Here is a 25,469-nt window from a genome sequence, read left to right on the forward strand (position 1 = left end):
GTTGCCCATGCGCCGTCCATATCTCTCCGCACTGCTGCTCGTCGCGCTGGCGACGCCTGCTTTTGCGCAGGGCGAAGTGAACGTTTACTCGTCCCGTCACTACGACACCGACGATTCTCTTTACAAGACGTTCGAAGAAAGCACCGGGATCAAGGTGAACCGCATCGAGGACGACGCCAACGTCCTCATCGAGCGCATGACCTCCGAGGGCGAGCTCGGCGCGGCGGACGTGTTCATCACCGTCGACGCGGGCCGCATCGGCCGCGCCGACCTCGCGGGCCTCCTCCAGCCGTTGAACTCCGACATCATCGACGAGAAGGTCGCGCCGGAGCTGCGCAGCCCGGACGATCACTGGACGGCGATCTCCACCCGCGCCCGCGCCATCTTCTACGACAAGGCCTCGGTCGAGAACCCGCCTCAGACCTACCAGGACCTCGCCGACCCGAAGTATGAGGGCATGATCTGCACGCGCTCGTCCTCCAACGTCTACAACCTCTCCCTCCTCGGCTCGATCATCGCGCACGATGGCGAGGACGCGGCCCGCGCCTGGGCCGAGGGCCTGAAGAACAACCTCGCGCGTGACCCGCAGGGCGGCGACACCGACCAGCTCCGCGGCATCGTCTCGGGCGAGTGCCAGATCGCGATCGCGAACCACTATTATTTCGCCCGCGCCTTCCGCAGCGAGGTCTCCGGCCTCACCGAAGGGCTCGACAAGATCGGCGTCGTCTTCCCGAACCAGGAGACGACCGGCACGCACGTCAACATCTCGGCCGCCGGCATCGCCAAGTATGCGCCGAACGTCGACAACGCCCGCGCCTTCATCGAGTACCTCCTGACCCCGACCGCGCAGGAGCTGATCGCGAACGGCAATGACGAGTTCCCGGTCGTGGAGGGCGTCGAGCCTGCGCCGGAGGTCACCCAGCTCGGCTCCTTCCGCCGCGACGAGCTGAATGTCGGCTCCTTCGCCATGAACGGCGACGTCGCCCAGCGCATCTTCAACGAGGTCGGCTACCGCTGATCCGCGCGGCCGGGCGCGGCCGGCCCGTCGCGCCCGCCTTCTCTAAAGCGAAAGCCTGCGCCGCGGCGCGGGCTTTTCTCGTTCCCACCCCGGCCGTTCGATAAATCAGCCCAAAGCGCCATTGATGCGGTAGCATCGGCGAAAATCCGCGCCGCGCACGGATGCTCGCCGCGCGCCCATGATGACGGAGGTGCCGTGAATCTTCCCCCCTTCCAGCAGGAGTTCGTTCTGCATTTCGGCGAGATGGGCTCGCGCTGGGGTATCAACCGCACCGTCGGCCAGATCTACGCGCTGCTCTTCCTGACGGAGCGGCCGCTGAACGCGGAGGAGATCACCGACCTCCTCGGCTTCTCGCGATCGAACGTCTCCATGGGGCTGAAGGAGCTGCAGGCGTGGAAGCTCGTGCGGCTGAAGCACTTCCCCGGAGACCGGCGTGAATATTTCACGACGCCCGGCGATTTGTGGGAGATCGTGCGCACGCTGGTGGAGGAGCGCAAGCGCCGGGAGATCGACCCGACCTTGTCGAAGCTGCGCGAACTCCAGCTCTCCGACGAGATCGGCGAGGCGGACGCCTACGCCCGCGGCCGCATCGAGGAATTGTCGGAGCTGATCGAGCTTCTGACCGGCTGGTATGACGACATGAACCGGCTCGAGACCCAGCGGCTCGTCCAGCTCCTGTCGCTGGGCGCGAAGGTGCAGGAATTCGTCGCCAAGGCCGGAAAGGTGCTGCCGATGACGCGCAAGCGCGCGCCGGGCAGCGCAGAGCCCGACCCCGCCGCCGAGGACGGCTGATACGAAAACGGCCCCGCGAGGGGCCGGTCCTTAGTCGTCGGATGGGCGCGTCTGCCGCGCTCAGAGCGAGGCGGCGAGCTGCTCTTGCGGCCGTTCCTTCTCGCGTGCCGCCTTCACCACCGCCTTCTGCACCTTCTCGAACGCCCGCACCTCGATCTGACGCACCCGCTCGCGCGAGACGCCGAACTCGGCCGAGAGGGCCTCCAGCGTCATCGGCTCCTCGGCGAGGCGCCGCATCTCGAAGATGCGCTTCTCGCGGTCGTTCAGCACGCCGAGCGCGTCCTTCAGGAGCTGGCGGCGATTGTCGAGCTCCTCGTTCTCGGCGAGGACCTCTTCCTGGCTCGTCGAATCGTCGACCAGCCAATCTTGCCATTCGCCCGAATCGGCCTCCTGCCGGATCGGGGCGTTCAGCGAGGTATCGCCCGAGAGGCGCCGGTTCATCGAAATCACGTCCGATTCCGGCACGTTCAGCTTCTGCGCGATCTGGGCGACCTGATCGGGCCGCAGATCACCATCGTCGAGCGCCTGGATCGAGCTCTTCACCTTGCGCAGGTTGAAGAACAGCCGCTTCTGGTTCGCCGTGGTCCCGAGCTTCACAAGACTCCACGAGCGCAGGATGTACTCTTGGATTGCCGCCTTGATCCACCACATAGCGTAGGTGGCCAAGCGGAACCCCTTCTCCGGGTCGAAGCGCTTGACGGCCTGCATGAGGCCGACATTGCCTTCCGAAATGACCTCGGAAATGGGCAGACCATAGCCGCGATAGCCCATCGCGATCTTGGCGACGAGACGGAGATGGCTCGTCACCAGCTTGTGCGCCGCGTCGGAGTCGTCATGCTCCAAGTACGCCTTGGCGAGCATGTACTCCTGCTGCGGCTCCAACATGGGGAATTTGCGGATCTCGTCCAGGTAGCGGGATAGGCCCGCTTCACCAGACGCGATCGCTGGCAGGGATTTTGCCATAGGGATCCCTCCTCAAGAGATGTGCCTTCCGGATATGCGGCAAGGCACGCGCGGTCCGAAGCACCGCCGGACCGCTTAATTTGGTTTGTGCTCGATCAAATACAACCCTCTGCCTCAAGCAAAGGGATGGCAAGTGACGTTCTGTTCACTATCTAGTTTGGGTTTAGCCCAATGTTGAACGGCGCGAAATTAACCGTTCGGATAGTTGGCGAGTGCTGCCGTCAGTCGCGCGAAATCTTCCGGTGACGGCGCCTCGAAAACCATCTCCTCGCCCGTCAGCGGATGCGCGAAGCCGAGGAGCGCCGCGTGGAGGGCCTGCCGGTCCAGCGCGGCGAGCGCGGCACGTGCCGCCTCGTTGATCTTCGCCGCCTTCGTCGCAAACCCCGCCCCGTATACGCTGTCGCCGAGCAGCGGATTGCCGATCGCCGCCAGATGCACGCGGATCTGGTGCGTGCGGCCGGTCTCGAGCTCGCACGCGACGCGGCTCGCGGGTCCGAGCGGCTCCTCCAGCCGGTAGTGCGTGATCGCGACCTTGCCGTCCGAGCGGACGGCGAAGCGCTGCCGGTCGGTCGGGTGGCGGCCGATCGGCCGGTCGATCGTGCCCCAGGGCGGGGAGGGCTCGCCCCAGACGAGCGCGTCATAGCGTCGTTGGAGCGGCCCCGTGCGCCCGTGATCGGCGAACTGGGCCGCGAGGCCCTGGTGCGCCGCGTCGCTCTTCGCCACCACCATGACGCCGGACGTGTCCTTGTCGAGCCGGTGGACGATGCCGGGCCGCATCACCCCGCCGATCCCCGAGAGCGAATCGCCGCAATGGTGGAGGAGGGCGTTGACGAGCGTTCCCGTCGCATGCCCCGCCGCCGGATGGACCACGAGCCCCGCCGGCTTGTTGATGACAATCAGCGCGTCGTCCTCGTAGAGGACGTCGAGCGGAATGGCCTCCGGGATCGGATCGGCGGGCTCGGGCGGGGGCGGAACGAGGGTGAGGAGATCCCCGACCGCGACCTTGCGCGAGGGGTCGGTCATCGTCTCCCCGTTGAGTTCCACGGCGCCAGCCCGTATCAGCGCCTGGACGCGGGTGCGGCTCATGCCGTCGACCGCGGCCGCAAGGGCGGCGTCGGCTCGCGCCGCGCGGTCCACTTCGATCGCCACCTCTTCACCCGACATCGTCTTCAACCGCCATGGACTGCTCGTGACCGAAACCGACAAGGATGACGAACTCGATCCCGCCATGGAGGCTGTGCGGCGCAAGCTGGTGCGCCTCCTCTTGGTGTCGGGAAGCGTGATGGCGCTCGGGTTCGTCGCCGTCATCGTGGCGGTCATCTACCGCGTCTCGGAGCAATCGGCCAGTGCCGTGCCGGAGCCGGTCGCGGTGAACCTCGACATGAGCCTCGACGAGGTGCGCGAGGCGACGGTCTCGGGGGACCGGCTCGTCCTCACCATCGCGGGCGATGCGCCGCGCATCGAGGTGCGCCGCCTCTCCGACGGCGCGCTCCTCCAGACCTTTCATCTCGGCGGCGCGTCCGCCGAGTAGGGGAGCGGCCGCCGGATCGGCCGCCGCTCGCCTGGCGGATCAGACCGTCGCGTCGCCGTGGACGACGACCACGGTCGTGCCGACGGGCACGCGCTCATAGAGGTCGATCACGTCCTGGTTCAGCATGCGGATGCAGCCCGACGACATCGCCTGGCCGATCGACATCGGCTCGTTGGTGCCGTGGATGCGGTAGAGCGTGTCACGCCCGCCCTTGTAGAGGTAGAGGGCGCGGGCGCCGAGCGGGTTCGCCGGGCCGCCGGGCATGCCGCCGGCATATTTCTTCAGCCGCGGCTCGCGCTGGATCATCTGCGGCGGCGGCGTCCAGGTCGGCCACGTCGCCTTGCGGCCGACGCGGGCCTGGCCGCCCCAGGCAAAGCCCGCGCGGCCGACGCCGATGCCGTACCGGATCGCCGTCTTCTGGTCGACGATGAGGTACAGGTTTCGCGTGCCCGTGCTGACGACGACCGTGCCCGGCTTGTACTTGCCGGAATGGTCGACGAATTGCCGGTGGTACTGCTTCGGGATCCTCGTCATGTCGACGCGCGGGACCACGAAGGGTTCGCGGTCCGGCGTGCCGAGCTGCGGCACGGCGCGGTAGCCGAGCGCGGCCGACTGGAAGCTGCCCCCATCCACGACGCACCCGGCCAAAGCCGCGGTCGCCGTCGTCACACCGAGGGCGACGAAGGCCCTCCGACTCATATCAGTGCGTCTGTCCGACATTCCCCTCGATCCCTCGGCCCTTGGCCCTCGGCAAAATGCATAAAGGCGCACGGCCGGCCGCCGGGCGCATGGGGTGACCATGCGATTTTCGCCGGCCAGCTCAAGTTGCGGGGGCCGTGGATCAAGGGTTCGTGAGCCGTTCTGACGCACGAGCGCCACAAGTGTGGTGCGAACAACACGAAAGTGGCCGCCGCGCCTCAGCTTTTCCGGCCGAAAGCGCCGTCCGGCGGGGTCAGTTGGCGAGCACGTCGCGGGCGATGATGAGGCGCTGAATCTCGCTCGTGCCCTCGTAGATCGTCGTGATGCGCGCGTCGCGGGCGTAGCGCTCCACCGGATAGTCCTTCAGGTAGCCCGCCCCACCATGGAGCTGGAGCGCGACATAGCAGGCGCGCTGGGCGGCCTCGCTTGCATAAAGCTTCGCCATCGACGCGGCGCGGGCGAACGGCTCGCCCGCATCCTTCAGCGCCGCGGCCTGGAGGATGAGGAGGCGCGCGGCTTCGAGCTCGGTCTCCGCGTCGGCGATCATCCATTGCGGCCCTTGCATGGAGGCGATCGTCTGGCCGAACTGGCGGCGCTCCTTCACGTAGGCGATGGCGGCGTCGAGCGCCGCGCGCCCGATCCCGCGCGCGAGCGATGCGATGCCGATCCGCCCGCCCGCGAGCTCGCCCACCGCGATGCGGAAGCCGGCATTCTCGGCCCCGAGCATCGCCTCGGCCGGCACGCGGCAGTCCTCGAAATGGACGATGTTGGTCGCCGAGCCGTGCTGGCCGAGCTTCTCCTCCTTCTTGCCGATGACGAGGCCCGGCGTCCCCGCTTCCACGAGGAAGCAGGAGATTCCGCGCCCCTTCGGCGCGGCCGAGTCGGTGACGGCCCACACGACGAAGATCCCGGCATAGGCGGCGGAGGTGATGTAGAGCTTCGCGCCGTTGAGGATGTAGGAATCGCCGTCCTTCACCGCGCGCGTCGTCATCCCGGCAGGGTCGGACCCGGCCCCCGCCTCGGTGAGGCAGAAGGCGCCGGCGGAGTAGGTGCCGTCGGCGAGCTTCGGAAGGTGCGCCTCCTTCTGCCCGGCCGTGCCGATCGCCGCGATCACCTCGCCCACCATGTTGGTGACGGAGACGGTGACGGCGGTCGACGCGCACGCCTTGGCGATCTCCTCCACCGAGAGCGCGAACGCCGTCGCGCCCGCTTCCGTGCCGCCATAGTCGGCGGAAATGTTGATCGCCATGAAGCCGTTCTCGGCGAGGCGCTTGAGGTTCTCGAGGAAGCGGGCCTCAGCGCCCGGCGCGCCGCGGTCGAGCGCCTCGGCGTTCGGCGCGATCGTCTCCGCCGCGATGCGTGCGGCGGTTTCCTGGATCATGCGCGCGTCTTCGCTGACGAAAAGCATGGATAGGTCCTCCCGCGCGCTCCGGTGCCGCGGCGGCATTCTTGGCCGCTTGCGGCCCGTGCCTCAAGATGGCGGGGCGAAAGGGCCCCCTGATGACGATCCTGCTCCTCAACCCCAACACCAACGCCGAGACGACGGCGAAGATGGTCGCGATCGCCGGGCGCGCGGGCACCGGCCTCGTCTTCGACGGGCGGACGGCCCCCTTCGGCGTGCCGATGATCGTGGAGCCCGTGGCGCTCGCGGAGGGCGCGCGCGCGGTGGCGGCGATGTGCATGGACGCCGGGGCCCATGAGGGCGTGATCGTCGCGGCGTTCGGCGATCCGGGCATCGAGGCGGCGCGGGCGCGGCTCGCGGTGCCGGTGGTGGGGATCGGCGAGGCGAGCATCCTGGAGGCCGCCGAGGGCGGACGCCGCTTCGCCATCGCGACGACGACGCCCGGTCTCGTCGACGCCATCGCCGGACGCGTCGCCGGCTACGGCAAGGCCGCCCAATTCGCCGGCACCTTCCTCACAGAGGGCGATCCGGACGCGATCGTGAAGGACCCCGCCCACCTTGCCGAGGCGCTGGGGGATGCGGCGGAGCGCGCGATCGCGGAGGGCGGGGCGGAGGCGGTGATCATCGGCGGCGGGCCGCTCGCCGAGGCGGCGGCCGCGATCGCGGCCCGGCTCGGGACCGCCATAATCGAGCCGCTGCCGGCGGCCGCGCGGCTGATGCGCGCCCGGCTCGGCGCCTGATCAGGCGGCTTCGGTCGCCCGCGCCGGCTCGATGAGCTCCGACCGGCCCTGTTCGAGCACGCACGCGACGCGCCGTCCCGGCCCCGGCCGGTAGACCGGCGGCAGCGCTTCGAGGCAGGTCTCCTGCGCAAATTCGCAGCGCGGGGCGAAGGCGCAGCTCGTCGGCCGCGTGTCGAGCGGGGGCGGCGAGCCAGGGATCGAGGCGAGCGCAGTGCCGCGCTCCGCGCCGTGGAGGTTCGCCGCGAGGAGGCCCTTCGTGTAGGGGTGGCGCGGATCCTTGATGATCTCCGAGACCGTGCCTTCCTCCACGATATTGCCGGCATACATCACCGCGATCCGGTCCGAGATCTCGACCGCGACGCCGATATCGTGCGTCACGAACACGATCCCCATGCCGAACTCCTTCTGCAGTTCGCGCAGGAGGAGGAGGACCTGGATCTGCACCGTCGCGTCGAGCGCGGTGGTCGGCTCGTCGGCGAGCAGGAGCTTCGGCCGGCAGGCGAGGGCGAGCGCGATCATCGCGCGCTGGCGCATCCCGCCCGACATCTCGTGCGGATAGTTGCGCAGCCGCCGCTCCGGCGAGGGGATGCGCACCCGCGTCAGCATGTCGAGCGCGACGTCCATCGCCGCGGTGCGCGACACGCGGTCGTGCCGGCGCACGGCCTCGGCGATCTGGTCGCCGATCGTGTAGACCGGGTCGAGCGCCAGCATCGGCTCCTGGAAGATCATCGAGACGGTTTTGCCGCGATAGTCCGACAGGCGGCGGCCGGAGAGGGCCATCACGTCGATCCCGTCGACGGTGATCTTGCCGCTCATGTCCGTCCGCTTCGGCGGCAGGAGCTTCAGGAGCGCCTTCAGCGTGACGCTCTTGCCGGATCCCGACTCGCCGAGGATCGTGACGACCTCTCCCGGCTTCAGCGACAGGTCTAGACCGTTGACGGCGTGGACGGTGCGCTCGCCGTGGAAGCGGACCGAGAGGTCCTCGATCGTCATCAGCGCGCTCATTGGGCCGCCTCCAGGACGAGGGTGGGCGAGGCGCCGGCCTTCGAGTGGCCGGACTGCGGGTCAAGCATGTGGCAGGCCGCGACATGGCTCGCGATGTCCCCGACCGGGCACGTCTTTGGCGCGCGCGCGGCGCAAACGTCCTCGGCATATTGGCAGCGCGTGTGGAAGCGGCAGCCCGATGGCGGGTTGATCGGGTTCGGCGGATCGCCCGCGAGCGGGGGCTTCTCGGTGCGGTGGTCGGGATCCATCGACGGCATCGCCGCGAAGAGGGCGGCCGTGTAGGGGTGGGCGCGCCGCTCCCACACCGCGTCGACCGGCCCGATCTCCACCACCTCGCCGAGATACATGACCATGATGCGGTCGGCGACGAAGCGCACGACGTTGAGGTCGTGCGAGATGAAGACGTAGGTGAGGCCGAACTCGGCCTTGAGGTCGGCGAGAAGGTTGAGGACCTGCGCCTCCACCGACTTGTCGAGCGCCGACACCGCCTCGTCGAGGATGATGAGGCGCGGCTTCATGGCGAGCGCGCGGGCGATGTTGATGCGCTGGCGCTGCCCCCCGGACAGTTCGTGCGGATAGCGCCCGGCGAAGCGGGCCGGGGCGAGGCCGACGCGCTCCAGGAGCTCGTGGGCGAGGCGGCGGGCGTCCTTCGCGGCGACGCCGCGCATCTTCGGCCCGAACGCGATGGTCTCCTCGATGGTGAGGCGCGGGTTCAGCGAAGCCCAGGAATCCTGGAACACCATCTGCACGTCGTCCCACAGATCCTTCAGCTTCAAATCCGTGCCGAGCTTCTCGCCGTCGAGGACGATCTCCCCCTTGTCGAGCCCGATGAGGCCGACGAGGAGGCGGGCGGTGGTGGACTTCCCGCAGCCCGACTCGCCGACGATGCCGAGCGTCTCGCCCTTCTCGACGGTGAAGGAGACGCCGTCGACGGCGCGCACGGCGTCGCCCTTGGAGAAGAGGCCGCGGCGCACGGCGAAGTGGCGCGTGAGGTCGCTCGCGATGACGAGGGGCTGGGCGGGGCCGCCGCGGTCGCGGTGGGTGTCAGTCGGCTCGCTCATCGGTCAGTCCCTGATGTTCATGGCCGAGCGCAGGCCGTCGGACAGGAGGTTGAGGCACAGCGAGGTCGCGAAGATCATGACGCCCGGAAGCGCCGCGATCAGCGGGTCGATGTAGATGGCCGTGCGCAGCGTGTTCAGCATGAGGCCCCACTCGGGCTGCGGCGGCTTCACGCCGAGGCCGAGGAAGGAGAGACCCGCCGCGAGGATCATCGAGACCGAGGTGAGGCTCGTCGCGTAGACGAAGATCGGGCTCATCACGTTGCCAAGGACGTGGACCCGCACCACCGTCAGCGGGTGGGCGCCCGATATTCGCGCCGCGTCGACATATTCGAGCGAGCGGACCGAGGCGGTCACGCTCTCCGCGACGCGGGTGATCGGCGGGATGAAGACGATCGTGAGAGACACGAGGCTGTTGAGGATGCCGGCCCCGAGCGCGCCCGAGATCGCGATCGCGAGGAGGATCGAGGGGAAGGCGAAGAACACGTCGACCGTGCGCATGATCGCGGTGTTGAGCGCGCCGCCGACATAGCCGGCGAGGATGCCGAGCGTCGTGCCGATGAAGAAGGCGAGCACCACCGGCAGAAGGCCGAGCATCAGCGTGAGGCGGCCGCCATAGATGAGGCGGGCGAGCATGTCGCGGCCGAGCTCGTCGGTGCCGAGGATGTGGCCGGGCGTCCCGATCGGCTTGAGGCGCGTGATCATCGAGCCCTTGAACGGATCGCCGAGCGGGAGGATCGGCGCGAAGATCACGAGGAGGAAGAGGATGAGGAGGATCCCGCCGCAGACCATCGCCACCGGATCGCGCCGGAGGCGGACGACGACGCCGCGCCAGTAGCCGCGCGACTGGACGGGGACGGCCTCCGCCTCCAGCGCGACCTTGCCGGGGGTGGCCTCGATCCGGGCATCCATGCTTGCGCTCATTGTCAGCCTCTCTTGATGCGCGGGTCGACGAGCGGCTGGGCGAGGTCGACGATCAGGTTGGCGAACACGAAGAAGAGGGCGAGGACGAGGATCGTCCCCTGCAGCAGCGGCAGGTCACGCTGGAAGATCGCGTTCGACAGGAGGAAGCCGGTGCCCGGCCAGTTGAACACCGTCTCGATCAGGATCGACCCGCCGAGGAGGTAGCCGAGCTGGAGGCCGACGACCGACAGCGTCGTCGGCGTGACGTTCTTCACGACGTGCTTCAGGATCTGCGCGCCGCCGAGCCCCTTCGCCTTCAACGCGTCGATGAAATCCTGCGACAGGAGATCGCCGACGAGGGCGCGCACCGTGCGCGTCACGATCCCCATCGGCACCACCGACAGCGTGACGGCGGGCAGGATGATGTAGCGAAGGTGCTCGAAATCCCAGTGCCAGGCCGTCGATCCGCCGGGACCGGCGCCGACCGAGGGCAGCCAGCCGAGCTTCACCGAGAAGATGACGACGAGGACGATGCCGAGCCAGTAATTCGGGATGGAGACGCCGGTGATCGCGACCGCCGTGACGGCCCGGTCGACGAGCGTGTCCTTGAAATAGCCGGCGATGAAGCCGAAGAGGACGCCGAGCGGGAAGCCGATCATCGAGGCGGCGACGGCGAGGATGAGCGTGTTGCCGACGGCGCGCATCACCTCGGAGGCGACGGGCCGGCCGGTGGCGATGGAAGCGCCCAGATTGCCCGTCAGCGCGTTGCCGAGCCAGACGACATATTGGACCGGGAGCGGCTTGTCGAAGCCGTACTCGGCCATCATCTCGGCCTGCTGCTCGGCCGTGGCGTCGATCGGCATGACCGCGGTCAGCGGGTCGCCGGGGGCGATGTGCACGAGAAGGAAGCAGATCACCGTCACCCCGAAGGCCACGGGAATGACGTAGGCTAGCCTTCGCAAGGTGTACGCCAGCATGGCGGATTTCGCTCCGTCGCTCGATGGATGGAGCCATGGGCGGGGCCCATGGCGCGGACCGCCGGAGCGGCCGTGGCGGCGGAAGGCGCCGGCGCGAGGCCGGCGCCCGGGCCTATTCCTCGATCGTGATTCCGGAGAAGTTCTGGAACCAGTTCTGCGCCTGGACGAAGCCCTTCACCTTCGGCGTCATCGCGCGCGGCGTGACGTCGTGGGTGACGAAGAGGAAGAGGGCGTCGTTCACGTACTTCTCGTGCGTGCGGCGCAGCACCTCGTCCTGCTCGGCCGGGTCGAAGGTGGTGCGGATCGCCTTGAACAGCTCCTCCATCTCCGGGTCGCAATAGTGACCCCAGTTGGTGCCGTTCGGGGCGATCAGGTCACACGAGAGGTGACGGATGAGGCCGGTGAACGGGTCCTGGATGAAGTAGGAGAAGTTGATCGAGTTGGTGCCCATGGCGCTCGGGTCGGCCGCGCCGGCGCGCCAGATGTTGATCATCGTGTTCCACTCGACGACCTCGAACTCCACCTCGATGCCGACCTCGGCGAGGTTCTGCTGGATGAACTCGTTCATCGGCAGCGGCAGCATCTGGCCCGAACCCGACGAGGAGATCAGCGCCTTCACCTTCACCGGATTGTCCGGGCCGAAGCCGGACTCGGCGAGGAGGGCCTTCGCCGCCTCCGGGTCGTACTTCACGTCGAATTCGGGCTTGCCGAACCATTGTGAGGACGGCGGCATGAAGCCCTTCGCCTTCACCATCAGCCCGCCGAGGAGCTGCTCCAGGCCGTCACGGTCGACGGCGAGGTTGGCGGCCTTGCGCACGTTGATGTCGTTCCAGGGCGAGCCGTCGAGACGCGACAGGTGCCAGGTCCAGTTGTGCGGGACGGTGTTCGAGACGATCTCGAAGCCGTTGCCGCGCAGCGCGGGCACGAGGTCCGGGGCCGGGGCCTCGATCCAGTCGACCTGACCGGACATCAGCGCCGCGGAGCGCGCGTTCGGCTCGGGCAGCGGCAGGAGGACCATCTTGTCGAGCTTCGGAACGCGGGTCTCGTCCCAATAGTCGGCGAAGGGGACGAGCTCGGCGCGCTCGCGCGGGACGAATGTCTCCAGCATCCAGGGGCCGGTGCCGGACGGGTGCGAGGCGACCGCCTCCCAGCTCTTGCCCTGGGCTTCCCAGTTCGCCGGCGAGGACATCAGGATCCACGCGATCTGGTAGGGGAGCGTCGCGTCGGGGGTCTTGGTGACGATCTCGACGGTGAGCGGGTCGATCGCCTTGTAGCTCGCGACCGCGGGGATGCGGCTCGCGCCTTGCGCCGCCTGGCGCGTGTCGTACTGCTCGCTCTCCTTGTTGAGGAGCTTGTCGAGGTTCCAGACGACGGCGTCGGCGTCGAAGTCGCTGCCATCATGGAACTTCACGCCCTCGCGGAGCTTGAAGGTCCATTTCGTGCGGTCGGCCTCGTCGGTGCTCCACTCGGTCGCAAGGCCCGGAATGAGGACGGAAGGCTTGTCCGCGCTCGACAGGTCCCAGTTGATGAGCGCGTCGTAGACTGTGTAGCCCATGAAGCGCATGCCTTCGCCGCCCTGGTCGGTCTGACCGGTGGTGAGGGGAATGTCGCTCGCGGTCATGCCGATGCGAAGCGTGCCGGCGGCCAAGGCCGAGCTGGAAAGGAGCACCGTCGCGGCGAGTGCGACGGTGGCACGTCGAAGCGTGCGTGAGAACATTATTGCGCCTCCCTGGGCCAATTCGTTAGGGCGACGACCGGTTGATCGCCTGGCCGGGTTCAAGCAACGCGCGTGCCACGATCTGCCGCGCCAGGGACAGAAAGACGCCACACGGCGCGCGTGCCTTGAGGCACGTCCGAATGGTCCGGACTAGGTTGCGGCGGCTTAGGCGAACACCCGAGCGTTGCCGGGCGCACGCGTTGGGCGCGCCCGGTAGAGCGGGACGTTGAGGCAAGCCGTCGCACGCGGACGGCCGGCGCGGCGCTCAGCCGTGGAAGCGCATCTCCCGCCCATGGAGGAAGCAGGTCTTGTCGAAGAGGGCGAGGTCGAGCGGGTTCGGCAGGCGCACGTCGCCAAGATCCGGGCAGGGCTTGCGCGCCGGGTCGAAGGTGCGGTCGATCTGCGACAGGAAGACGAGGATCAGCCCCCGCTCGCGCGCGAACGCCTTCAGCGCCGCGACCTGTGTGGAGAGGTCCGGCGCGGTGCGGCGCAGATCGAGGATCTGGAGATAGTCGATCACCGCGACGGTGCCGGGCGGCGCGTCGTGGAGACGGGCCATGATGTGCGCCGCGCCCACCGCCTCCGACGTGTCGATGAGGAAGCGTCCGCCATAGGCGGCGGCGTCGATCCCGAGGGCGCTGAGGCGCTCGTGGACGTCCCGCTCGCTGTATTCGAGGGTGAAGAAGGCGCCGGCGTGGCCGGCCGCCATCGCCTCGGCGGCGAGCTTCAGCCCCGTCAGCGTCTTGCCCTGGCCGGGCCGGGCGCCGAGGAGCAGGAGGTCGGCGGGCCGCAGGCGGCCGTAGATCGCGCGTTCGGGCGTCGCGACCTTCGCGATGAGCAGGCTCCAGGTCGCGAAGCCTTCGCCGGCGGCGATCCGGTCGAGCGCGGCGTGGAGGGGAAGGCCCGTCTCGCGGGCAAGGCGTCGCGCATTGCGCTTCAGCCGGTGGATGGGGGCGGACACTGGCATCCGGTGCCTCCTATTGCGGGCGTCTGCCGCAACCCCTCCTCATGCGTCGTGCCCGAACAGGTGGTTCTGTGGATCGTCGGCCCCGCATGAAAGATGCTTTCCCGGACGGAGGGGGGAGGCGCGGGCCACGCCGGCCCGCATCCTAGCGCCTTGCGGTTCCGGCCGGAACCGGACCGGCGCGGGCCGGACGGGTTGTCCCCGCCGGCCGCGCCGTTCGCGTCAGGCGCCGGCGCCGTTCAGCGCCGCCATATCGTCGGCCGAGAGGGAGAGGGCGGCCGCCTTCGCGAAGGTCTCGACCTGGGTGACGCTCGTCGCGCTCGCGATCGGGGCGGTCACGCCGGGGCTCGCGATCAGCCAGGCGAGCGCCACCTCGGCCGGCTTCGCCCCGTGATTGGCCGCCACCTCGTCGAGCGCGGCGAGGATCGCCTTGCCCCGCGCGTCGAGATATTTGGCCATGCCCTTGCCGCGCGCGCTCTGGCCGAAATCGGCCTCCGAGCGATACTTGCCGGTGAGGAAGCCGGAGGCGAGGCTGTAGTAGGTGACGACGCCGATATCCTCTTTGATGCAGAGGTCCCTGAGCGGCCCCTCGAAGGTCGAGCGGGCGTAGAGATTGTACTCCGGCTGGAGCACCTGGTAGGCCGGCAGCCCCTCGCTCTCGGCCACTTTCAGCGCCTCGCCGAGCTGTTCGGCGTTGAGGTTGGAGGCGCCGATCGCGCGGACCTTCCCCGCCTTCAGGAGCACGTCATAGGCGCTGAGCGTCTCGGCATAGGGCGTCGCGTCGGGCCAGTGGGAGAAATAGAGGTCGATATGATCGATCCCGAGGCGCTTCAGGGAATCCTCGACCGCCTCGAGGATCCACCGCTTCGAGAGGCCCTTCTTTTCGGGCCCGCCCATGTCGGAGCCGACCTTCGTGAAGATCGTCACCTTCTCGCGCATGCCGGGCCGGGCCTTCAGCCACGCCCCGATGATCGTCTCAGACTCGCCGCCCTTGTTGCCGGGCGCCCACGCCGAATAGACGTCGGCGGTGTCGATGGCGTTGAAGCCGTGATCGACGAAGGCGTCGAGCACGTCGAAGCTCGTCTTCTCGTCGATGGTCCAGCCGAACACGTTGCCGCCGAACACGATGGGGGCGGTCGAGAGGCCGGATTTGCCGAGTTTGCGCATGTCCATGGTCGTTCTCATTTCTCAGTAGGATCAGATCAAAGGCTGTCGACGACGCCGCCATCGACGCGCAGCGCCGCGCCGGTCGTGGCGGACGCCTCGCGCGAGGCCGCGTAGACGATCATGTTCGCCACTTCCTCGACGGTCGCGGCGCGCTGGATGATCGAGGACGGGCGGTGCGCCATCACGAAGTCGGTCGCCACCGCCTCGATCGACTTGCCGCTCTTCTGCGCCTCGCCGCGCAGCATCTCGGCGACGCCCTCCGAGAGGGTGGGGCCGGGCAGGATCGAGTTGACGGTGACGCCGGTCCCCGCGACGCGCTTGGCGAGCCCGCGCGCGATCGACAGCACCGCCGTCTTCGTGAAGCCGTAGTGGATCATGTCGGACGGGATGTTGAGGGCCGATTCCGAGGACAGGAATTGCACGCGTCCCCAGCCCTTCTGGATCATGCCGGGCAGGTAGGCGCGCGACAGACGCACGCCCGACATCACGTTCACCTCGAAGAAGCGCGTCCACTCCGAATCGGGCGTCTCGAAAAAGTCCTGCGGGCCGAAGATGCCGAGATTGTTGATGAGGATGTCGCACGCGGGGAAGGCGGCGACGAGCGCGTCGCACGTCTCGGCCGTGCCGAGATCGCCGGCGAAGCCCGAGACCTTCGCGCCGGGCGCGGCCGCCTTCGCCGCCGCGATCGCCTTGTCGACGGCGGCCTGGGTCCGCCCGTTCACGATGACGGCGGCACCGCTCGCGGCGAGCCCCTTGGCGGCGGCGAGCCCGATCCCGCCCGTCGAGCCGGTGACGATTGCGCGAAGCCCGGTGAGATCGATCTGCATGCTTTTGTCCTTCAATCCTGATGGGTGCGCCACCCGCGTGCGCGCGTGGCCCGGCCGCCTCCGCCAGCCCGCCAATGGCCGGGCGGCGCGGCGCCGATCCGCACCCCTTGTCATGGCACGTATCGCGCGCCGCGTCTCGGGGAAGTGAGATCGCGGCAAAGCACCCTTGCTCTCAGCGGGAAGCACATATCCGCGCACGCGGTCCTTGGGGCGGCCCCGCCGTGCTATGGGCTCGGCCGAGCGTTCCCGATCCGGTGCGAAGGAAATCCTGTGATCGATCTCGTGATACTCGACTGCGACGGCGTGCTCGTCGACACCGAGGCGCTGTCCGCGCGCGCCATCACGCGCGCCCTCGAGGCGGCCGGCGTGCCGATGACGGAGGACGAGGTGGCGACGACCTTCGTCGGCCTCACCGACGACACGGTCTGGCGCATGGTCGAGGAGAAGTTCGGCGTCACGATCACGCCCGCCCACAAGGCGCTCCACAACACCGAGCTCGACCGCCTCTTCGACACCGAGCTCACCACCGTGTGCGCCGAGGTCCACGAGGTTCTGAAGGCCTTCCCGCTGCCGTTCTGCGTCGCCTCCAACAGCGGCCACGACCGGCTGCGCCGCTCGCTCGGCCTCACTGGCCTCTATCCGCTCTTCAACGGCCACGTCTTCTCCGCGAACGACGTGCCCAATCCGAAGCCCGCGCCGGACCTCATCCTCCATGCCGCGGCGACGATGGGCGTGCCGACCGACCGCTGCATCTTCTTCGACGACAGCGTGGCGGGGGTGAGCGCCGGGGTCGCGGCGGGGGTGCGCACGGTCGGCTTCTGCGCGGCTTCGCACACGCCGCCCGACCAGCCCGCGCGCCTCAAGGCAGCGGGGGCTGAGGGGATCGTCCACTCCTTCTACGAGCTTGAAGCCTACGTGGAACGCTCGCGCGCCCTAGTCGACTAAGGCGCGCCGCTCAGCCGATGAGCGAGTAGAGCGCCACCCAGAGCGAGAGGACCACGGCGCAGATGAGCGTGTACGCGCCGTTCCACCGCACCCCGACATAGGTCGCCGAGCGGCCCGCGAATGAGCCGACGAGGAGCGTCGTCGCCGTGAAGGGCGAGGACGCCCCGCCGAGCGACCAGCCCGCCGTCAGCGCGACGAGGATCGCGGTCGGCGTGACGCCCAGCGCCTCGGCGCTCGGCAGGAGCGGGGCGAGCAGCGACACCGCGAGGATCGGGTTCATGCCGAACTGGCCCGCGAGCGGGATCAGCCAGACGAGCGCCACGAGGATCACCTGCGGCGGCACCGCGGTGAGGTCGATGCCGCTGCGCGCCACCATCGGCGCGAGGAGGCTCGACCCGACCGTGCCGATATAGCCGGCCATCATCAGGAGGAGAATTTCGCCACGATAGCCCGGCAGGTCGCGCGTGACATAGCGTGCGACGCGCGGCCCGAGCACGGAAAGGCCCGCCCCCGTGTTCCGCGCCTGCATCGCGATCCACCCGGCCGAGACGACCGGCACCACCATGATCACGAGGATCACGATGCGGTGGCCGGTGAGGAGGTGAAGCGTCGCGACCACGCTGCCGAGGATGAGGAGGAGGATCAGGAGCGGGGTGACGCTCTTGATCGTCGCGTCGCTCTTCGGCCGCGGCGGGCGCGGGCCTGTGAGCTTCGGCTTGTAGATCGTGTCCATCGTCCAGCCGATCCCGGCGACGAGGAGGCCGGAGACGAAGCAGGGCAGGAGCCCCGCGCCCCAGGTGGCGTCGGGGACCAGGGTCGTCGAGATGGCGATGGCGAAGGAGAGGGGCGACCAGGGCAGCGTCGAGATGAAGCCGCGCTGGATCGCAAGCAGCATCCGGCGGACGCGGATGTTGCGGATCTCCTCGTTCTTTTCGTGCTTCGCGCTCGACATGGCGAGGCTGCCGAGGAGGGCGATCGAGCCATAATTGAGGACGAGCGCGAAGAGCGAGCCGCCGATGGTGAGGGCGAGATAGCGCCGGCCGGGCGGCTGTTGCGCCAGAAAGCGGCCGCATTCCTGGATGCCGGGGGAGGTGTCGGCGGCGTTGCGCAGCGTGGAGAGCGCGGTGAAGAAGGCCGAGATGAACGCCGCGATGAGCCCGCCGCGGATGGCGGTCTGGATCCAATCGTGGCCGAGGAATGCGGCGACGACAGTGAGGATCGCGGCGCCGATGATGAAGAGGATCTGGAGCCGCTTCGCCCCGATCCCGAGAAGGATCGCGACGAGGAGCGCCCCGAAGGCGGTCGCGATCTCCAGCGGCGGGGAGGGCGACCATTCCTCCACGACCACGAGGATGGCGACGATGACGAGCACCATGCCTGTGATCGGTTGGGGCGTGCGGGTCGGGGCCGGCATCGGCTCAGTCCATCTTCGCGAGCGTCGGGACGGGCCTCGCGCGCCGGGACGCACGGCCTGGCCGTCGCGCGCGGCCCGACCCGTCAGCCGGGCATGACGGCGATCGTGTCATGCGACGAATGGCGAGGGAGGACCCGGAGCGAGCGGCCACGCTCCGCATCATTGCAGCGTGGGCGCGAGGTCACATGTCGCGATCCCGTTGCGAACCGCGACGTCTGTGCGCCTACCATGAGTGGGCGGGCCGCTCAACGCATTGCCGCCATGCACGGGCTCAATGCGGGAAGCGCAGGAGGTGGCGCACGGTCGATCCGTCGGCGAGGCGATCGAAGGCGGGGTTGATGTCGTCGAGCCCGCTCTCGCTCGTGCGAAGCTGGTCGACGGGGAGGCGCCCGCGGGTGAAGAGCTTCATGTAGCGCTTGATGTCGCGCGAGGGGACGCCGCCGCCGAGATAGCTCCCGCGCAGCGTCCGCTCCTCGCCGACGAGGCCGACCTGCTGGACCGCGAATTTGTGGGCGGGGTTCGCAAGGCTCGCCGTCACCGTCTGCCCGCCGCGGCGGGTGATGGCGTAGGCCGCCTCCAGCGCGGGCATGACGCCGGCGGTCTCGATCGCGGCATCGACCCCGCCCTTCGTCGCCTCGCGGATCTTGGCGACCGCGTCGGCATCGCGCGAATCGAAGACGGCGGTGGCGCCGAGGCGCTCGGCGAAGGCGAGCTTCTCGGGATTGACGTCGACGGCGATGACGTCGCCCGCGCCGGCGGCGATTGCGCCGAGGACGGCCGAGAGGCCGACGCCGCCGAGCCCCACCACGGCGACGCTCTGCCCGGCGCGGACCGCGGCCGTGTTCACCACCGCCCCCATCCCGGTGAGGACGGCGCAGCCGAAGAGGGCGGCCATGTCGAGCGGGAAGTCGGGTTCGATCTTCACGAGCGAGCGGCGCGAGACCACTGCGTGCTCGGCGAAGGCCGACACGCCCACATGGTGGTAGACGATGTCCCCGTTCCTATGGATGCGCTGTGCGCCGCCGAGGAGGGAGCCGGCCGTGTTCGCCTTCGCGCCGGGCTCGCACAGCGCCGGCCGCCCCTCGGCGCAGCAATCGCAATGGCCGCACGCGGGGACGAACACCATCACCACCTTGTCGTCGGGTGAAAGGTCGTCGACCCCCGGTCCGACGCGCTCCACGATGCCGGACGCCTCATGGCCGAGCGCCATCGGCATCGGCCGCGGCCGGTCGCCGTTGATGACGGAGAGGTCCGAGTGGCAGAGCCCCGCCGCCACGATCCGCACGAGGACTTCGCCCATGCCCGGATCGTCGAGATCGACGGTCTCGATCGAGAGCGGGCGCGAGGTCGCGTAGGGACGCTCGGCGGGGAAGGCGGAGAGGATGGCTGCGCGGGTTTTCATGGCGGTTCCAGGCTGAATTCGGTTCGTTGGGACGGAGCGTGCGGCCCCGGCCCGTGCGCGCATGGCGCGATGGTCCCGCGGGAAATTAAGCCCGCGGGCGTGGTCGGCTCAAGGCTCAGCGGATGGCGGTCGGGTTGATGATCGCCTGGACGCCGCCGGTGAATTTCGACGCGCCGAGCACGAACATGAACTCCCACGCCTCGTCCGCGACGAGCTGGTCGGTGACCATGTTCTCCAGGATGTAGACGCCGTTCTTCGGGATGAGGATCTGGTGCACCTCGAAGACCTGCCCCTCCTCCTCGAACGGGATCACCTCGAGGCCCCAGGTGTCGGCCCCGACGGCGACCACGCCCTTGTCGACGAGATATTGCGCGCCCTCCACGCCGAGGCCGGGCTCGGCGGCGATGTAGCGGGCATTGTCGACGCCGCTGAGGGAGAGCCAGCCGGTGTGGAAGAGGACGACGTCGCCCTCGCGGATCTCGACGCCTTGCTTTGCAGCCTGCGCCTCGATCTCGGCGGTGTTGAAGGCGGTGCCCTCGTCGAGCACGTCCTTGCCGAAATGGGCGGTCATGTCGAGAACGATTCCGCGCGTCACGATGTTGGGCACGGTCTCGATGCCGAGCACCTTCAGCCCGTCAGCGCCCACGAAATCCGTGTTCTTGTGGCAATTATAGTAGACGTTATCGATGCCGATATGGCCGAGCCCGTCGATCTGCGAGCCGGTGCCGACATAGCCCATGTAGATGTCGTCGTTGTAGTTCATCTTGTTCTGGCCGAGGCCGGCGCCGCCGACCTGGCTCGGCTGGTTGATGACGAGCGCCCAGGAGCGCGGGCCGAAGGCGGGTGTCTTGGAGTTCGTCTCGGCGCCCAGCGAATAGACCTTGCCGGTGGTGACGAGCTTGGCCGCCTCCATCGCAAGCTCGGGCGTTAGGAGGTTGCCCGCGCCGATCTCGTCCTCGGCACCCCACTTCGAGTGGCACCATGATTCGGGATCGGGGAGGGACTGGGCGAGCGCGGGGGCAGCGAGCGTGGCGGGGAGCAACGCGCCGGCGGTGAGGGCGAGCACGGCGCGGACGAGAGTCGTTCTCATGGTTTCCTCCTCGTGTTGTCGTTGGACTGACGCGAACGCAACAGCACAAGGGCGGGGGCGCGCGGGCCGCCCGCCCCGCTCACACCGCGGCGGCGCCTGAGGGGGCGGCCGCGATCTCGCCGCGCTCGATCGTGATCGTGCGGTCGGCGAAGCTCTTCAGAAGGGCCGGGTTGGATTCGGTGATGAGGAGGCCGAGGTCCGGGTCCTGGTCGCGCAGCGCCCGGAGCGCCTCGGCGTAGCGGTTGGCGAGCACGGGGGCGAGGCCCTGGAAGGGCTCGTCGAGAAGGATGAGGCGCGTGCCGATCATCAGCGCCCGGCCGAGCGCGACCATCTTGCCCTGTCCGCCCGAGACCGAGCCCGCCGGGCGCGGCCCCATCTCCTTCAATTCCGGCAGGATCGCGTGGACGCGGGCGAGGCGCCGCCGCGTCTCCTCGGCGGAGAGGCGGGCGACGCGCGCCGGCATCAGGATGTTCTCCTCCACCGTGAAGGCGGAGAAGAGGCGGCGGTCCTCCGGCGCATAGCCGATGCCGAGGCCGGGTCGCTTGTAGGGCTCCACCGCGTCGAGGCGCGTGCCGTCGAAACTCATCGCCCCGCTCGCGTGGACGACGCCCATGATGGCGCGCAGCGTCGTCGTCTTGCCCGCACCGTTGCGGCCGACGAAGGCGATCGTGTCGCCGCGCCCGATTTCGAGCGACACGCGGCGCAGGATCGGGATGCCGGCGATGGAGACGGAGACCTCGTCGAGGCGCAGCATCGCTCAGCTCCCGACCACGGTGCGGATGACCACGGGGTCGGACAGGATCGCCTCGGGCGGCCCCTCCTTCTGGATCGTCCCGGCGTTCCAGACCGCGACGCGCGTCGCGTAGCGCGTGACCATCTCCATGTCGTGCTCGACGAAGACGGAGGTGACGGCTTGCTCCTTGAGGGCGCCGACGAGGGTGTCCATCACCGCGAATTTCTCCGAGGAGGCGACGCCGGAGGTGGGCTCGTCCATGAGGATCACCTCCGGCTTCAGGGCGAGCGCGAGGGCGACGTCGATGAGTTTGCGCTTGCCCTCGGGAAGCTCGGAGGCGACGCGGTCGGCGACGTCGTCGCACTCGATGAGGCGCAGCAGCGCGTCGACCTCGCCGCGCTCCGGGATAGCAGCGAGCCGGTTCAGCGAACCGAGCCGGCCGGAGCGGGCCGCCGCCGCAAGGAGCATGTTCTCGCGCACCGTCTGCTCGGCGAAGAGCTGCGGGATCTGGAAGGCGCGCGCGATGCCGAGCCGGGTGATCTCGCGCGGCGAGGCGCCGATGAGGTTGCGGCCGCGGAAGGTCACGGTGCCGGCCTGCGGGCGCAGATAGCCGGTGCAGATGTTGAGGAAGGTGGTCTTGCCCGCCCCGTTCGGGCCGATGATGGCGAGGTGATCCTCCTCGAAGAGGTCGAGCGAGATGCCGGCGGCGGCGACGACGCCGCCGAAGCGGATCTCGAGCCCGCGCGCGGCGATCACGGGTTGGCGGTCCGTCATCGGGCGACCTCCTGGTCGGTGCCGGGCTGACGCTTTGCCGGCTCAGCATCGGCCGCGGCGGGACGGCGCCGGCCGTTGAGGAGGCCGATGAGCCCGCTCGGCGCGAAGAGGATGATGACGAGGAGCACGATGCCGAGCGTCAGCTGCCAGGTGTCGCCCACATAGGCGGCGGCGTTGGCGCGGATGAACTCATAGACGAACGAGCCCGCGACCGCGCCGAGCACATGTCCCGTGCCGCCGAGGATCGCGACGAAGACGAACTCGCCCGAGCGCACCCAGTAGGCATAATCCGGCGTCGCGATGCCCTGGAAGACGCCGACGAGCGTGCCGCCGAGCCCTGCGAGCGTCGCCGACACGACGTAGGCGCGCAAGAGGATCATGCGCGGCGAGAGGCCGAGATATTCGATGCGCGTCTCGTTGGTCTTGATCGCCTTCAGCGCGTGGCCGGTGGGGCTGTCGAGGAAGCGGTGCACCCCGATGAGGCTGACGGCGAGGATCGCGAGAGCGACATAATAGAGGATCGTCTCGAACTCGGCCCGGTCGAGCGAAAGGCCGAGGACGGTGGGCCGGTCGATCCGCAGCCCGTCCGAGCCGCCGGTGATGTGGAAGAATTTTTCGAGGAGCGAATAGAGCACCATCGAGAAGGCGAGGTTCAGCATCGCGAAGAAGATGTAGCGGTAGCGCACCACGAACGCGCCGACGATGAGCCCGGCGATCAGCGAGGCGACCGTGCCCGCGAGGAGAAGGACGACGAGCTCGCCCCCGCCGAGATCGCGCGCGACGAAGCCGGCCGTGTACGCCCCGACCGCGAAATAGAGGGCGTGGCCGAACGAGACCTGCCCCGCTTGGAGGAGGAGGATGATGCCGAGGACCGGCAGCGCCTTCATGAAGACGATGGCGAGGAAGGCCGTCCAGGAGTGGCCGCTCATCGGGTAGGCGATGGCGGCGAGGAGGGCGATGGGGACGATGACCCGGTGCAGCATCGTCAGATCTTCCGCGCGGTGACGTGGCCGAAGAGGCCCTGCGGCCTCACGAGCAGCACGAGCGCCATGATGAGATAGGGCATCACCACCTCGAACTCCGGCGCGAAGAAGACGGCGAAGGAGCGGCCGAGCCCGATGAGGAGGGCGGTCAGCGCCGCGCCCTCTATCGAGCCGAGTCCGGCCGTCGCCGCGACCGCGAAGGAGAGGACGATCATGTCCGCCCCCATGCCGGGGATGACGGACGTCGTGGGCGCCGCGAGCGCGCCGCCGAGGACGGCGAGGCTCGCCCCGATCGCGAAGGTGACGAAGAAGATCCGCTCGGCGTTGATGCCGATGGTGGTCGCCGCCTCGCGGTCCTCGGTGACGGCGACGATAAGGGCCCCGGCGAGCGTGCGGCGCAGGAACAGGCGCAGCCCGATCAGCACCGCGATCGCGACGAGCGGCAGGAAGAGCATCTGGTAGGCCGTGTAGGTGATCCCCGCGACCGGGACGTTGCCCATCATCATGATCGGCTCGGCGTAGAAATAGGGCTGCACGCCCCAGATGAGGCGTTGCAGGTTCTCGAGGATCATGAAGACGGCGAAGGTGACGAGGAGCTGCAGCGCCTCCTCGCGCTCATAGATCCGGGCGAGCAGGTAGCGCTCCATCGCGCCGCCGACGACCGTGCCGATGATGACCGCCGCGACCACGAAGAGGGGCAGCGACAACCACGCCGGCAGGCCCATGCCCGACAGGACGAGGCCGAGGCTCGCCGCCGCGTAGGCGCCGAGCGCGTAGAAGCTGCCGTGCGCGACATTGAGGATGCGCATCACGCCGAAGACGAGCGTCAGCCCGACCGCGACGAGGAAGACGAGCGCGCCATAGGCGATGCCGTCGAGCACGACGAGAGCGAGGAGTTGCGAGGACATCGTCCCTCACCACGAGAGGAAGGGTGGGCGGCGGCGGGGGACGCCCGGAGCGAGGGCTCCGGGCGCCGGCCTCATTCGCCGTGCTTGTAGGTGTCGACCTTCGTGTCGAGGAAGGAGGCGTCGAGCCCCGCGATCCAGTCGGCCGACTTGGTGCCCGCGGGGGGCATGATGTCGGCCCCATTGAAGATCATCATCTCGTCGATGATCGGGAAGTCGTAGTCGCCGGTCGTCCGGGCGACGCCGATGAGCTGCGCCTCGATGCCCTGATGGTCCTCGCGGATGGTCACGGGCCGGCCGTGGCCGCGGAACTCGAGGCCCTCCATCGCGGCGATCACCTGGTCCTCGTTCGGCCAGTTGCCGCCGTTCGCCTCGCTCGCCTTGGCGTAGGCGGCTTCCAGCGCGGCGAAGGCCTGGGCCATGTGGAAGGCCGGGTAGATCGGGTAGGCGCCCGTCTTCTCCTTGTACTGGTCGACGAAGGCCTTGAACGCCTCGTCATTCTTGTACTCGGGGTGGAGGAAATAGTGGTCACCGCGACCGCCGACGATCGCCCCGTCCGGCAGCGCGCCGCCGAGCCGCTGAAGGGAGGATTCGGCGAGCGGGGCGACGATGGTCGACATCCGCGTCAGGCCGCGCTGGCTCGCCTGGCGCACGAAGGTGTCGAGGTCACCGCCCCATGAAGTGGTGAGGATCACGTCCGGGCGCAGCGCCATCAGGCGCGAGATCTCGGCCGAGAAGTCCGGCGCGCCGAGCTTGGGGAACAGCTCCGCGACGACCTCGACGTCCGGCTTCAGCTTCTTCAGCGCCGAGGAGAAGAGGTCCCAGCTGTCACGCCCCCAGGCATAGTCCTGGTTCACGACCGCGATGGTGCGGAAGTCGGGCTTTGTCTTCAGGAGATAGAGGAGCGGCGCCATCATCTCGGGCGTCGCGTTCGCCTGGGTGCGGAAATTGTAGTTGTAGTCGTGCTCCTCGAAGATGCGCTGGGTGCCGCAATCCCACAGGATGTTCAGCACCTTCAGGTCTTCGGCGAGCGGCGTCAGGTTGATGCAGTTGCCCGACGAGATCGACGCCATCGTGAGGTCGACCCCCTCGTCCTGCACGAGGCGGCGATACTCGTTCGTCAGCGTCTCGGCCCCGGCGCCCTCGTCGATGAAGAAGAGGCGGATGGGCACGCCGTCGATGCCGCCATTGGCGTTGATATTCTCGGCGATCATCTCCGCCGCGTCCCGTCCGGGGACGCCGAAGACGGACGCCGGCCCCGAGAGGAAGGTCGTGATGCCGATCTTCAGTTCTTCAGGCTTGTCCTGCGCCAGCGCCGGTGAAATGAGCGCCGCCGAGCTGGCGAGCGCAACGCCCGTGAGCCATGCTCTCATCGTCTCGTTCCCTCTCCACATGCACCGCCTTCATTGATCGAGGCGGCTTTTTTCAAGCGTAGTAGAAGTTGAAGACTGGCGGGGCTC

The 25,469-nt window shown here is 68.8% G+C and carries 25 protein-coding genes; 5 read left to right on the forward strand and 20 right to left on the reverse strand.

Annotated features, from left to right (window positions below; genetic code table 11):
• The first annotated feature begins 7 nt into the window (after positions 1-7).
• Positions 8-1,018, forward strand: a complete 1,011-nt coding sequence (locus DBV35_RS03160) for an extracellular solute-binding protein (RefSeq protein ID WP_108658784.1) — start codon at positions 8-10, stop codon at positions 1,016-1,018.
• 195 nt (positions 1,019-1,213) lie between these two features.
• The gene (locus DBV35_RS03165; RefSeq protein ID WP_108658785.1) at positions 1,214-1,810 is read left to right on the forward strand and encodes a GbsR/MarR family transcriptional regulator; all 597 of its coding nucleotides are present in this window, start codon (positions 1,214-1,216) and stop codon (positions 1,808-1,810) included.
• Positions 1,811-1,870: 60 nt separating this feature from the next.
• Here the strand turns inward: DBV35_RS03165 and rpoH are convergent, their stop codons facing one another.
• Both rpoH and DBV35_RS03175 read right to left on the reverse strand, forming a co-directional pair.
• Positions 1,871-2,773, reverse strand: a complete 903-nt coding sequence (gene rpoH, locus DBV35_RS03170; RefSeq protein WP_108658786.1) for an RNA polymerase sigma factor RpoH — start codon at positions 2,771-2,773, stop codon at positions 1,871-1,873.
• A gap of 189 nt (positions 2,774-2,962) precedes the next feature.
• Positions 2,963-3,937, reverse strand: a complete 975-nt coding sequence (locus DBV35_RS03175) for an RluA family pseudouridine synthase (RefSeq protein WP_205648453.1) — start codon at positions 3,935-3,937, stop codon at positions 2,963-2,965.
• Between the two features lie 25 nt (positions 3,938-3,962).
• On the opposite strand from DBV35_RS03175, the gene DBV35_RS03180 reads away from it, so the two are divergent.
• A complete protein-coding gene (locus DBV35_RS03180) occupies positions 3,963-4,304 on the forward strand; it encodes a hypothetical protein (RefSeq protein ID WP_157961553.1) in 342 nt (113 codons plus the stop codon).
• Positions 4,305-4,343: 39 nt separating this feature from the next.
• Here the strand turns inward: DBV35_RS03180 and DBV35_RS03185 are convergent, their stop codons facing one another.
• Together DBV35_RS03185 and DBV35_RS03190 are read right to left on the reverse strand one after the other, a co-directional pair.
• Positions 4,344-5,003, reverse strand: a complete 660-nt coding sequence (locus DBV35_RS03185; protein ID WP_108658789.1) for a L,D-transpeptidase — start codon at positions 5,001-5,003, stop codon at positions 4,344-4,346.
• 253 nt (positions 5,004-5,256) lie between these two features.
• Positions 5,257-6,411, reverse strand: coding sequence for an acyl-CoA dehydrogenase family protein (locus DBV35_RS03190; protein ID WP_108658790.1), 1,155 nt, complete (start codon positions 6,409-6,411; stop codon positions 5,257-5,259).
• Positions 6,412-6,503: 92 nt separating this feature from the next.
• Between DBV35_RS03190 and DBV35_RS03195 the strand changes: the two genes are divergently transcribed.
• Positions 6,504-7,145, forward strand: coding sequence for an aspartate/glutamate racemase family protein (locus DBV35_RS03195; RefSeq protein WP_108658791.1), 642 nt, complete (start codon positions 6,504-6,506; stop codon positions 7,143-7,145).
• On the opposite strand, the gene DBV35_RS03200 is transcribed toward DBV35_RS03195, so the two are convergent.
• The 8 genes from DBV35_RS03200 to DBV35_RS03235 form a co-directional block, all read right to left on the reverse strand.
• A complete protein-coding gene (locus tag DBV35_RS03200) occupies positions 7,146-8,150 on the reverse strand; it encodes an ABC transporter ATP-binding protein (protein WP_108658792.1) in 1,005 nt (334 codons plus the stop codon).
• Positions 8,147-9,211, reverse strand: a complete 1,065-nt coding sequence (locus tag DBV35_RS03205; protein WP_108658793.1) for an ABC transporter ATP-binding protein — start codon at positions 9,209-9,211, stop codon at positions 8,147-8,149. Before DBV35_RS03205 ends, DBV35_RS03200 begins: the two co-directional genes overlap by 4 nt.
• Before the next feature lie 3 nt (positions 9,212-9,214).
• Positions 9,215-10,132 carry an ABC transporter permease gene (locus tag DBV35_RS03210; RefSeq protein ID WP_108658794.1) on the reverse strand — a complete coding sequence of 306 codons (918 nt, stop codon included), beginning with the start codon at positions 10,130-10,132 and terminating at the stop codon, positions 9,215-9,217.
• A gap of 2 nt (positions 10,133-10,134) precedes the next feature.
• Complete coding sequence (locus DBV35_RS03215; protein ID WP_108658795.1) at positions 10,135-11,088, reverse strand: ABC transporter permease; 954 nt, start codon at positions 11,086-11,088, stop codon at positions 10,135-10,137.
• A gap of 112 nt (positions 11,089-11,200) precedes the next feature.
• Positions 11,201-12,805 (reverse strand): ABC transporter substrate-binding protein, encoded by a 1,605-nt coding sequence (locus DBV35_RS03220; RefSeq protein WP_108658796.1) that lies wholly within the window; start codon positions 12,803-12,805, stop codon positions 11,201-11,203.
• 265 nt (positions 12,806-13,070) lie between these two features.
• Positions 13,071-13,772, reverse strand: a complete 702-nt coding sequence (locus tag DBV35_RS03225; RefSeq protein WP_108658797.1) for a DNA helicase — start codon at positions 13,770-13,772, stop codon at positions 13,071-13,073.
• Positions 13,773-13,991: 219 nt separating this feature from the next.
• A complete protein-coding gene (locus DBV35_RS03230; RefSeq protein WP_108658798.1) occupies positions 13,992-14,942 on the reverse strand; it encodes an aldo/keto reductase in 951 nt (316 codons plus the stop codon).
• Positions 14,943-14,971: 29 nt separating this feature from the next.
• Positions 14,972-15,763, reverse strand: coding sequence for an SDR family NAD(P)-dependent oxidoreductase (locus DBV35_RS03235; protein ID WP_108658799.1), 792 nt, complete (start codon positions 15,761-15,763; stop codon positions 14,972-14,974).
• 270 nt (positions 15,764-16,033) lie between these two features.
• On the opposite strand from DBV35_RS03235, the gene DBV35_RS03240 reads away from it, so the two are divergent.
• The gene (locus DBV35_RS03240) at positions 16,034-16,708 is read left to right on the forward strand and encodes an HAD family hydrolase (RefSeq protein ID WP_157961554.1); all 675 of its coding nucleotides are present in this window, start codon (positions 16,034-16,036) and stop codon (positions 16,706-16,708) included.
• 10 nt (positions 16,709-16,718) lie between these two features.
• On the opposite strand, the gene DBV35_RS03245 is transcribed toward DBV35_RS03240, so the two are convergent.
• The 8 genes from DBV35_RS03245 to DBV35_RS03280 form a co-directional block, all read right to left on the reverse strand.
• Positions 16,719-18,122, reverse strand: coding sequence for a hypothetical protein (locus DBV35_RS03245; protein ID WP_108658801.1), 1,404 nt, complete (start codon positions 18,120-18,122; stop codon positions 16,719-16,721).
• 271 nt (positions 18,123-18,393) lie between these two features.
• Positions 18,394-19,524, reverse strand: coding sequence for a zinc-dependent alcohol dehydrogenase family protein (locus tag DBV35_RS03250; RefSeq protein ID WP_108658802.1), 1,131 nt, complete (start codon positions 19,522-19,524; stop codon positions 18,394-18,396).
• 115 nt (positions 19,525-19,639) lie between these two features.
• The gene (locus DBV35_RS03255; protein WP_108658803.1) at positions 19,640-20,614 is read right to left on the reverse strand and encodes a cyclase family protein; all 975 of its coding nucleotides are present in this window, start codon (positions 20,612-20,614) and stop codon (positions 19,640-19,642) included.
• Between the two features lie 79 nt (positions 20,615-20,693).
• The gene (locus tag DBV35_RS03260) at positions 20,694-21,368 is read right to left on the reverse strand and encodes an ABC transporter ATP-binding protein (RefSeq protein WP_108658804.1); all 675 of its coding nucleotides are present in this window, start codon (positions 21,366-21,368) and stop codon (positions 20,694-20,696) included.
• A gap of 3 nt (positions 21,369-21,371) precedes the next feature.
• Positions 21,372-22,121: an ABC transporter ATP-binding protein gene (locus DBV35_RS03265; protein ID WP_108658805.1), complete on the reverse strand. Its 750-nt coding sequence runs from the start codon at positions 22,119-22,121 to the stop codon at positions 21,372-21,374.
• Entirely contained in the window at positions 22,118-23,104 is a 987-nt protein-coding gene (locus tag DBV35_RS03270) for a branched-chain amino acid ABC transporter permease (protein ID WP_108658806.1), read from the reverse strand. Before DBV35_RS03270 ends, DBV35_RS03265 begins: the two co-directional genes overlap by 4 nt.
• Before the next feature lie 2 nt (positions 23,105-23,106).
• On the reverse strand, positions 23,107-24,012 hold the full coding sequence (locus tag DBV35_RS03275; protein WP_108658807.1) for a branched-chain amino acid ABC transporter permease: 906 nt from the start codon (positions 24,010-24,012) through the stop codon (positions 23,107-23,109).
• Between the two features lie 71 nt (positions 24,013-24,083).
• The gene (locus DBV35_RS03280; protein WP_108660527.1) at positions 24,084-25,382 is read right to left on the reverse strand and encodes an ABC transporter substrate-binding protein; all 1,299 of its coding nucleotides are present in this window, start codon (positions 25,380-25,382) and stop codon (positions 24,084-24,086) included.
• Positions 25,383-25,469 lie beyond the last annotated feature (87 nt).

This window comes from Acuticoccus kandeliae (assembly GCF_003073115.1).

What these genes read in the sequence shown, in the direction of transcription:
- DBV35_RS03160 (WP_108658784.1), top strand. Translation starts at nt 8, where the DNA reads ATGCGCCGTCCATATCTCTCCGCACTGCTGCTCGTCGCGCTGGCGACG.
- rpoH (WP_108658786.1), bottom strand. Translation starts at nt 2,773, where the DNA reads ATGGCAAAATCCCTGCCAGCGATCGCGTCTGGTGAAGCGGGCCTATCC.
- DBV35_RS03175 (WP_205648453.1), bottom strand. Translation starts at nt 3,937, where the DNA reads ATGTCGGGTGAAGAGGTGGCGATCGAAGTGGACCGCGCGGCGCGAGCC.
- DBV35_RS03185 (WP_108658789.1), bottom strand. Translation starts at nt 5,003, where the DNA reads ATGAGTCGGAGGGCCTTCGTCGCCCTCGGTGTGACGACGGCGACCGCG.
- DBV35_RS03190 (WP_108658790.1), bottom strand. Translation starts at nt 6,411, where the DNA reads ATGCTTTTCGTCAGCGAAGACGCGCGCATGATCCAGGAAACCGCCGCA.
- DBV35_RS03195 (WP_108658791.1), top strand. Translation starts at nt 6,504, where the DNA reads ATGACGATCCTGCTCCTCAACCCCAACACCAACGCCGAGACGACGGCG.
- DBV35_RS03200 (WP_108658792.1), bottom strand. Translation starts at nt 8,150, where the DNA reads ATGAGCGCGCTGATGACGATCGAGGACCTCTCGGTCCGCTTCCACGGC.
- DBV35_RS03205 (WP_108658793.1), bottom strand. Translation starts at nt 9,211, where the DNA reads ATGAGCGAGCCGACTGACACCCACCGCGACCGCGGCGGCCCCGCCCAG.
- DBV35_RS03210 (WP_108658794.1), bottom strand. Translation starts at nt 10,132, where the DNA reads ATGAGCGCAAGCATGGATGCCCGGATCGAGGCCACCCCCGGCAAGGTC.
- DBV35_RS03215 (WP_108658795.1), bottom strand. Translation starts at nt 11,088, where the DNA reads ATGCTGGCGTACACCTTGCGAAGGCTAGCCTACGTCATTCCCGTGGCC.
- DBV35_RS03220 (WP_108658796.1), bottom strand. Translation starts at nt 12,805, where the DNA reads ATGTTCTCACGCACGCTTCGACGTGCCACCGTCGCACTCGCCGCGACG.
- DBV35_RS03225 (WP_108658797.1), bottom strand. Translation starts at nt 13,772, where the DNA reads ATGCCAGTGTCCGCCCCCATCCACCGGCTGAAGCGCAATGCGCGACGC.
- DBV35_RS03230 (WP_108658798.1), bottom strand. Translation starts at nt 14,942, where the DNA reads ATGGACATGCGCAAACTCGGCAAATCCGGCCTCTCGACCGCCCCCATC.
- DBV35_RS03235 (WP_108658799.1), bottom strand. Translation starts at nt 15,763, where the DNA reads ATGCAGATCGATCTCACCGGGCTTCGCGCAATCGTCACCGGCTCGACG.
- DBV35_RS03245 (WP_108658801.1), bottom strand. Translation starts at nt 18,122, where the DNA reads ATGCCGGCCCCGACCCGCACGCCCCAACCGATCACAGGCATGGTGCTC.
- DBV35_RS03250 (WP_108658802.1), bottom strand. Translation starts at nt 19,524, where the DNA reads ATGAAAACCCGCGCAGCCATCCTCTCCGCCTTCCCCGCCGAGCGTCCC.
- DBV35_RS03255 (WP_108658803.1), bottom strand. Translation starts at nt 20,614, where the DNA reads ATGAGAACGACTCTCGTCCGCGCCGTGCTCGCCCTCACCGCCGGCGCG.
- DBV35_RS03260 (WP_108658804.1), bottom strand. Translation starts at nt 21,368, where the DNA reads ATGCTGCGCCTCGACGAGGTCTCCGTCTCCATCGCCGGCATCCCGATC.
- DBV35_RS03265 (WP_108658805.1), bottom strand. Translation starts at nt 22,121, where the DNA reads ATGACGGACCGCCAACCCGTGATCGCCGCGCGCGGGCTCGAGATCCGC.
- DBV35_RS03270 (WP_108658806.1), bottom strand. Translation starts at nt 23,104, where the DNA reads ATGCTGCACCGGGTCATCGTCCCCATCGCCCTCCTCGCCGCCATCGCC.
- DBV35_RS03275 (WP_108658807.1), bottom strand. Translation starts at nt 24,012, where the DNA reads ATGTCCTCGCAACTCCTCGCTCTCGTCGTGCTCGACGGCATCGCCTAT.
- DBV35_RS03280 (WP_108660527.1), bottom strand. Translation starts at nt 25,382, where the DNA reads ATGAGAGCATGGCTCACGGGCGTTGCGCTCGCCAGCTCGGCGGCGCTC.